The organism is Bacillus sp. JJ722, from assembly GCF_036963345.1.
In the GTDB taxonomy this organism is placed as follows: Bacteria; Bacillota; Bacilli; order Bacillales; family DSM-1321; genus Bacillus_AD.
The window spans coordinates 1-2,091 of sequence record NZ_JBALMO010000254.1 but is presented as its reverse complement, the minus strand read 5'-3'; the positions used below and the strand labels follow the sequence as shown (position 1 = coordinate 2,091).

Here is a 2,091-nt window from a genome sequence, read left to right as displayed (position 1 = left end):
TTTATCAATAGATGAATAATCGAGCTTTATGAATTCTTTGTTTTGATAACCACAGATACTGTTTCTATATGATGTTGCTTTTTCATTAGAGTACGTTTCCTCTGAAATTTCTTGTAATGTTTCTACACACTGTTGTTCATATGTTTTATGGATGGCATTAGTTGCACCTAGAAAATATACTAATAACCAATGATGACGTAAATAGTTACGTGTAATTTTTAAATATAGTTCTTGTTTAAAATCTTGTAATGCTTTTTGTTTATCAGATTTACTATATAAACAGTGTATTAATTTATCTCCCAAAGAAAAATTGATATGAATACCTGAGATGAGTTGTTTTTTTCCTCCGTATTTTTGTTCTAAATACGCACGATAACGTTCATCATTTCCTTGATCAGAGAATGTTGCTATTGGAATATCTTGATCTTCTGGAGTTATAGCAGGCATAGATTGTGGCCAAATATATTCATTATCCAGTTCTAATGCGGCTATATTATATAAAGAATCTAAAAACTCAATAGCATCACTTGTATTATGAAATACTGGTGTGACAAGCTCTAATTGACTTTCCGAAAAATCCGTAGTGATATAAGGATTTTCTTTTTTATCACCGAAAACTCTAGGGTGAGGGGTTAACGAAAGCGTTCCATTACTAGTTACACGCAATCCTTCCCGTTCAATTCCTAAGTTGACATCTAATATTTGTTTATTTGAAAGGTTAGAAAACATATTAAATCGCATTTTGATATTTCCTCCTATATATAAACTTGAATATGATTACTGATAACATACCTTTTACGAAAGATGATATGGCGATGCTCAACCAAATTCCATTTAATCCGAATATAGGAGTAAGGGATATAGCTAAAGGTATTCGCATAAGCGTAAATACAATGGAAATGGCCGATGGTATTTTAGGCAAACCAATACCTGTATAAACACCCGTTCCTATCATCTCCATAGCCATAAATATTTGAGATAATCCTATAATTTTTAAATAGGATGATGTGATTGCAATAGTCTCAATATCTTGAGTGAAGAGTCGAGCTAATTCCTCAGAAAAGAAGATAAAGACTATGCTAGTTAGAAGAGCATATAAAATTCCTAAAGCAGACTTACATGATAGCCTTTTAGGATTCTTTTAAACTTTTTCGCCCCAAAATTTTGTCCGATAAAACTACTTACAGCCCCATTCAAGCTCCCCATTACAATAAAAGTAACAGATTCAATTTGTAGACCAATTTTTTGAGCAGCAACAGCATCTGTCCCATACGAAGCTATAAATTTAGCTAAAATAATATTGATAACAGTAAAAAGTACTCGCTGTGTTGACATTGGAATACCTAGTTTTACAATTTCTAATGCCTTATGATAACTTATTTGAATAATGTTTTTATGAAATAATATATTTCTGGCTAGATATACAAATAAAATAAACATGAGTACTTGGGCTATTAATGTGGCAATTGCGGCTCCAATTACTCCCCATTCCAATGTATAGATAAAAATGGGATCAAGAATGATATTGAGTAAAAGGCTCAAAGCACTAATATAAAAGCTCTGTTTATTATTTCCGAAACTGCTAAACATTCGAATAAAGAATATGTTGAAATAAGAGAAAAATAGCATGAATCCAGAAACTGCTAAGTACTGATAGGCACCGGATTGGACGGCTTCATTTTGTAAATCTAGAAAATCTAATAGTTGATTGCCAAAGAACCATAATCCGAGTATTGTTAGAACTCCTATGAAAAGGTTCAATAATAATGAAATCCCGATATAGGAGGTGCTTTCTAATTCATTTTTGCTTCCCATTGAATGAGCAATTTTTATTCCTCCACCAACAACAATCATTGCTTGAATCGAGTATCCTAAGTTAATAAAAAAACTTGCTGATCCCACAGATGCGATAGCATCAGGGCCAAGACCTCCAACGAAAAGCATGTCTATGAAGTTGTATAGGAATTGAAGTAATGAGCTTCCTATTAAGGGTAGAGATAGAAGGGAAATAACAGATAGTTCATTCCCAGATGTTAAATCATTTTTTTTCATTTTGATTCCCCTACGAAATGTCATTGAAACATTACAATT

The 2,091-nt window shown here is 32.2% G+C and carries 2 protein-coding genes and 1 pseudogene; all 3 read right to left on the bottom strand.

Translation table 11 applies throughout. The annotated features are described in order from the left end of the window. Nucleotides 1-741 (bottom strand): annotated as a pseudogene (locus V7014_RS23025) (bifunctional glutamate--cysteine ligase GshA/glutathione synthetase GshB); the annotation flags it as partial. After that, nucleotides 731-1,069, bottom strand: coding sequence for an MATE family efflux transporter (locus V7014_RS23020; protein ID WP_335510724.1), 339 nt, complete (start codon nucleotides 1,067-1,069; stop codon nucleotides 731-733). The gene V7014_RS23020 and the pseudogene V7014_RS23025, both read right to left, overlap by 11 nt. A 35-nt stretch (nucleotides 1,070-1,104) precedes the next feature. Then, entirely contained in the window at nucleotides 1,105-2,052 is a 948-nt protein-coding gene (locus V7014_RS23015; protein ID WP_335510723.1) for an MATE family efflux transporter, read from the bottom strand. Nucleotides 2,053-2,091: the final 39 nt, after the last annotated feature.

Excerpts from the sequence above, each read along its gene's own strand:
- V7014_RS23015 (WP_335510723.1), bottom strand. The coding sequence starts at position 2,052 with ATGAAAAAAAATGATTTAACATCTGGGAATGAACTATCTGTTATTTCC.